Source organism: Gilliamella sp. App6-5 (genome assembly GCF_001690525.1).
Lineage (GTDB): Bacteria > Pseudomonadota > Gammaproteobacteria > Enterobacterales > Orbaceae > Gilliamella > Gilliamella apicola_H.
Genome location: NZ_LZGT01000100.1, coordinates 1 through 6,086, shown reverse-complemented (window position 1 = coordinate 6,086; position 6,086 = coordinate 1). Strand labels below are relative to the sequence as shown.

General features: G+C 39.2%; 3 protein-coding genes. All 3 read right to left on the bottom strand.

Annotation, left to right across the window (positions count from 1 at the left end):
* Nucleotides 1–119: 119 nt before the first annotated feature.
* Nucleotides 120–2,768: a T6SS effector BTH_I2691 family protein gene (locus A9G24_RS11545; protein WP_065639148.1), complete on the bottom strand. Its 2,649-nt coding sequence runs from the start codon at nt 2,766–2,768 to the stop codon at nt 120–122.
* The gene (locus tag A9G24_RS11540; protein ID WP_065639147.1) at nt 2,755–3,642 is read right to left on the bottom strand and encodes a DUF4123 domain-containing protein; all 888 of its coding nucleotides are present in this window, start codon (nt 3,640–3,642) and stop codon (nt 2,755–2,757) included. The genes A9G24_RS11545 and A9G24_RS11540 overlap by 14 nt, the downstream gene beginning before the upstream one ends.
* Before the next feature lie 2 nt (nt 3,643–3,644).
* A partial coding sequence (locus A9G24_RS11535) for a type VI secretion system Vgr family protein (protein ID WP_065639146.1) occupies nt 3,645–6,086 on the bottom strand: 2,442 nt, incomplete at its 5' end.

The following is a 6,086-nucleotide window of genomic DNA, read 5'->3' as shown; positions in this document are numbered from 1 at the left end:
ATAATCTTTGGCGACTTCGCTTAACTTCATTGAGTTATCAGAATAATCTTTTTTCAATTTTTTACGTGTTTCAGGTTTAATTGCACTACTTAACCACAATATAAATTCACCAATATACATTAAAATGTCCCCTGAACTGCTTGGTAAAACTCGTTTAACTCTTCAGTTAAGTCATCAAATTGATCACGTTTGGGATCTTTACTAAAGCAGCAACGATCTAACCATTTTTGTAATGCATTATCGTCAAAAATCATAATAACGACACACACTACGATAGTAAATAAGGTTGCAACAAACCCTACCGCGCCAATTACTATAGCTACCCCTCGTTGCAATGCTGTTCGTCCTAAAAATAACCCCCATTCAGCCATAGCTACCCAAATAGTTCGCTTAATACTTTCATTTACAATTCTTTCTAGCCATGGAACTAAAGAACCTAATGCCGCTAAGAATTGTGATATACTAAGCGCGAAGGTTGCCATTGCTCTAGCATAATAAGCTATTGCTATTATATCGTTATTTTGTTCACTTGCTTTTTTACCATCTATAAAATCAAAGTATACGGACATTCCTCCTGCCATTGCCGATAAGGTCGCACCCCATAAAAATATTCGGCCAAAGGCATTACGCGTTGTAATTGTGGTCATCGATTTTGGATCTCTACCGATACAACATTCAATAACACTAGTCCTTATTTGGAATATTGCAGCCATGGTTGTCATCCCTGATGCAACAAGTTCGGCTCGTTCTCGCCAATTTTTCCATTTGCCTTGTGTAATTTTTCGGATTGTGTCATAAGCGCTAAACCCGAAAACGATCATGGCAATTCGGGTATTAACCAGATCGGCATTTTGAAAATGCTCCCTCGCTCTACGGGTTATTTGTCCAGCGCCTTTTGCTGGGTCAGCGGTAAAACTTTTTCCACAAATATTAATGCGTAAACCATACAGCTTTCGCGCCTCTTTATTAATTCTAGACAAAATCATATTACCAAAAAAGTTAAGAACTCGCTGTTCAGCCTGTGTTGAAGTTACCTTTAAAAAATGTCGTACTAAATCAGCAAATGAGATTGATAATAATGCAATAGGCAAGCCACGTGTCGCCAAGTCATCAATTATGGGACCCGTTTGATTAATATGGTCTGTGATTTTATTAAGTAAATCAACGGCGGTGTCAATTGTTGATAGATGGTCAGTATTTGTAATAGGGCCATCGCTGATGATGATTTTTTTTTGCAAATCCAGATACTCATTAATTGTATCGATTATGCTTGTAATATTAAAACTATATGCACGCCAACATAAATTTTCACGGGTAATTTTGGAGGCACTCCACCACTTATCAAATTGTTTTCTTACAGAAGGCGAGCCGCTTGCACCACAAAGGCATGCACTGACTTGCAGAGTAAACTGAATGCCATCGAGTTTTTCGTTAGAGTCATAAAAATCTAGCGCTAGCAGCAGGTGTGCAGACTTTAACCACTTTATATAATCTTGGCTATGATTTTCTGCCTTTTGTTCGGCAAATTGACTTTTTTCATCAAAATTTTTTTGAAAGGTATCGAGCTTTTCTTGTGATAATCGGTTCCAATATTTTTCTTTAAATTCTTCTTCCGAGGCTTCTTGGGTATAGATATTATCAATGTTTTTCTCATACCGTTCTTGATCTTCATCAATATATCTATTCAAAATTTCTTTCATCTCATCGGATAGCTCTGGATCTGATCCATATATTCTCAAGTAGTCATAATGTCGATTTTGCTTGTTTATCATTTGTTTAATGCGCATTTGACGGAATGAGTCTTTAAGCCCATAGAGCTGTCTAGAAATTAGTAAGCGGTGTTCGTTAGAAATGCCTTCATTATCTTTAGTTTCCATCCAAGGTTTCATATTTTGTTGTAATGCTTGATTGCGCCGATTATTTAAGCTTTGAGTGATGCCGATAGCATCATTGACAACAATGGCTGCACCTTGACGTTTTTTCAGCTTTTTGTATATCGACAAATAACGATAAAAATTCTTACCTATGGATGCATCATTAAAATTTGTACGCTTGGAGTAGACAAATTCTACGTTCTGTTTTTTTTGATATGCTTGACATCGCTCAGCTGATTGATGACCCCAAAAAGGCGTGTTATTTAAAAATTCCTCTTGGGTTGCTAGCTTTTCTGCTGTCGAAAATTCTAAAATATTGGGTGAAAATTCATCTGGTAATATTGATTTAACTCCATTGCGAATTTCATCGGGTGTTATGCCGTCAAGTAAATAGAGATCCTGATCTTCATATTGCGCTAATAGCTTTGCACTGATTTTATTAGGTGCAAATATAAAATAGATCTTAATGATATTTTCGCTTTCTTTAAAACTAATATACGATGCATCGGCTCCATCAAATGCAATATTGCAGGTATAGGTAGGGGGAATATTACTTACATTTTCAACATTTTTATGTTCAATCAAACACCCCTCTGGGCTAGAGGTAAATACACGCCATTTTTTGCCCGTGTTACGATGTTCTAAAACGTATAAATAACCTTGTCTAAGCATTTGTAAACAATACTTAGAATGTGTTAATGGTATATCTTTAACTTTTTTTTGCACAAAATTTGGTAATGGTGGTATATCGTTGCGCGATAGGTAACCAGCTATAGATAAACGAGTTGGTAGCACAAATAAATTACCCTCTTTGTCTTGACAACTAGGACAACGTTTACCTGGATTTTGTTCATTTGTCTTCAATAGTCCTAGAAAATTATCAAGCGATGCCATGTTTTATTCCTTCTTGCCATTCATTAAAATATTGTTTAATTTTGTTAATATCCTTATTATTAATAAGGTTAGCACATAGATCTTTATCTATTGATTGAAAAAACGATGGTGGTTGAGCCATGATATAGCTAACCATATAATTGAGTATGTGTTTATCAGGTTGCGTGTAACTTGCCATATACACCCATTCTAACAGCTGATTTAATGTTTTTTTCTGCTCTGTGGTTAATGTGTTATTTTGTTGATTTGTTGTAATGTATTCGTAATAATTATATGTCTGTGCAATATTAAGCTGTTGCCATTGGCGAGAGCTTATTTGATAGTTAATATCAGATAAGATTATTTCTGGTTTATGATTTAGTTCGATATAGTTATCATGCCAATAATACCAATACTCAATTACACCGAATAAGTTATCTAATTGTTGTTGATCAAAAATTCTAACTAAATGATTTAAAACTTTGGGGTCATAAAAACGAAAAAGATAATAGCTTCCATCATAGCGCATAAACATGGCATTACTAATTTGTTTTTGAATATAATTAATAGGATATAGTGAAAATAAGATCGCAATCGCTGCAGATTTTTTATCATTTAAGTTTTGAATAATATCTTCTAAAACCGATGTTGGCTTCGATTGCGTACTTTCGGCTATTGATTGTTTGGATATTGTGCAAAGCTGTAAGCATTCATAATCTGTCGATACGGTATCTTGCCTATCGCGAACAGGAACAATTGACTCAAAATCAAAATAATTTTTTAAAAAGAATTCATCATTGATTTTGGGATCAACAAGTAAATGTAATTTACCAAACTGCATTAGGTGCTGAGTAATTGTTTGACTAATTTGGTTATCAGGTATTAAATTTTTCATTATTATCTTTCCACAAAAATAGCATGTTCGTTGGTTGAGTTTTTTTGAACTCCAGAACAAATAGGTGGTAATTTTGATTTAATGTCCATATTCGCTGGCCCCATCTTCTGGAACACATTACATTTAAGATAGATATTATCCTGTGTGCCCAGTTCAATACCTTCACTGCTGATTTTGATATAAGAGCCACCGCAAATGAGCGTGAGGTTGTCTTTGGCGGTAATGGTGACTTTACCATCGACACTATCCACTTTAATATCTTGCTTGGCAGCCATATTGAGGTTGGCATTTTGGGCTTGCACTTCAATATCACCTTGGTTGGCAAATAGTTTCATGCCTGATTTTTGCGCAAATAAGCCAATCGCCTCGCCCGCTGAAAGGGTGACGTTGTTTAAAGCGTTGATGTCGGTTTGATGTTCGCTAGTTAAGGTGAGGCTGCTCGCTGTTGTCAGTTGAATATTTTCAGGGCTGGTTAGGGCGATGCCTTCTTGCGCATAGGCCAGTAGGCCACTTTGGGTTAGCTGAGTTAAGTTGGCTTTAAGTTGCGCTTGGCTGTCGGTATCGGCGCTGTGTGCCTCGGACTGGGTGGCGGCATTTTGTAGCGCTTTGGCAATAGAGAGGGCATTTTCAAGTTGGCTTATTGCCGCTTGCATATCGAGCTGTTTGCCTTGCGCTTTCGGCTCGGTTTGCGTGGTTAAGTATAAGCCTTTGTTAGCAGCAATCGCCCCCCATTCGTCGGTGCGCAGTTCAAAGCCTTCACCGCGAGGTTGTTTTTTTTCGTTAACTAAGTGACCAATATTAAGTTGAGTTTTGCCGTATTCGGTGGCCAGTTTGATATGCTCTTGCCCACGTTTGTCATCCATGCGCAGTTTGTTATTAGCCGGCGTGCGAATCACATTGCGGTGTTTGTTAATGGTGGTAACAAGGTCGGGGTGAGCACTATCATGCATCGCATGGGCGATATACGGCCGGTCAGGATTGCCCTGCATAAAGGCAATCGCTACTTCAGTGCCATCAATTAATGGGAAGTGAAAGCCATAGGTGTTGCCTGCATACGGTTTGGCTAAGCGTACCCATAAGCTTTCCGTGCCATTTTTCCACTCTTTTAAATCAAAGTTAAATTTAACCCGATAGCGCCCTTGCGGGTCGATATAGCCATAGGTGTCATGATTGGGACTGGTGACACGGGCAGGTAATGTGCCACTAACTTGTGGCCAGCGTATAGGCGCAGGGCGATAGGGTTTTAAGGCTTGATAGGGAATAGCGGTAAAGGTGAGTTCATAAGCATCAGTGCGGTTACCCTGCCCTTGTACCGTTAAAATGATGATACCGTCATTGATATCTGCCAGCGGGCTGCCGTTGAGGTTAATCCATTGACCGGGAGCAAGGTTATAGTGATTACTCTTGCCTTTGAGGATAATTTGCTGGCTAATAGCCTGTTCATGGCGAATACGGGCATACCACTGACCGCTTTCAATCTGATTATCGTCATGCCTGTTATTCTCATTAGGATTATTGCCGTTATCAGGATTAACATGGTTATCATCATCGTTATTATCGCCACTATCTTGCGGGTTTTCTTGGCCGTTACTCGCTAAGCCTTTATAGTGCTCGGCATAGCGATAGTCGCTGCCATAGGTGGTAAGGTCTTTGGGTTGGGTGTTAATCTCGCCCTGTAAATCGGCGAGGGCATCACGGTAGTTATAGTCTTGTACCTTGACAGAGGAGACCACCACTTCACTATGCAGGCTGATATCCCACACACTTTCAACGCCACTATCTGCCATGCCACTGGGTGGTTTATAGTCAATATTAGCCACCTGCGCATAACCTTGTTCATAATCACTTAACACCATCACATCACAATGATGTTCGGCGTGCGTTTCAAAGCGAAACCAGATACCGACATCGGCCAATAAGCGTTGAATAAATTCAAGGTCACTTTCTTGCCACTGAGTAATAAACTCCCGCTCAGGATAGCTGTCTTTTAACTCTAAACGGTAATCAATGCCCGTCAAACCATGACTGCGTAGCACTTCTTCAACTACACTCACCACACTTTGCTGTTGAAATATGGCACTATGTTGCCCCACTGCGAGCCGTGCTAAGCACGAGGATAACACCACCTGATAATGGGCTTCCTCTTTATTGACCGATAACTGACTAAACTCAGTAATCACCCCATGCAAGGTGCGTTTATTCGTCAACGTGGGCAAATCACTTAATGAGCGGATAGCAGAAGTTAATGGTTTGTTGATAACCGGATTAAAGGAGAAGGTCGATTTTTGATTAAGAAAGGAATCAGGCGATAAGGTTTTGTCAGTACTGGTAAAGGAGATTACATAACGCCAAGGCTGGTTTAACGACTCATTACCCTCAACATGTAAAACCGAAATCGGCGCCCCCAGCCCGTCAACCGTTAAGGTATAGCGATTATGGCTAAC

Coding starts and splice junctions, on each gene's coding strand:
- A9G24_RS11545 (WP_065639148.1), bottom strand. CDS start 2,768: ATGGCATCGCTTGATAATTTTCTAGGACTATTGAAGACAAATGAACAA.
- A9G24_RS11540 (WP_065639147.1), bottom strand. CDS start 3,642: ATGAAAAATTTAATACCTGATAACCAAATTAGTCAAACAATTACTCAG.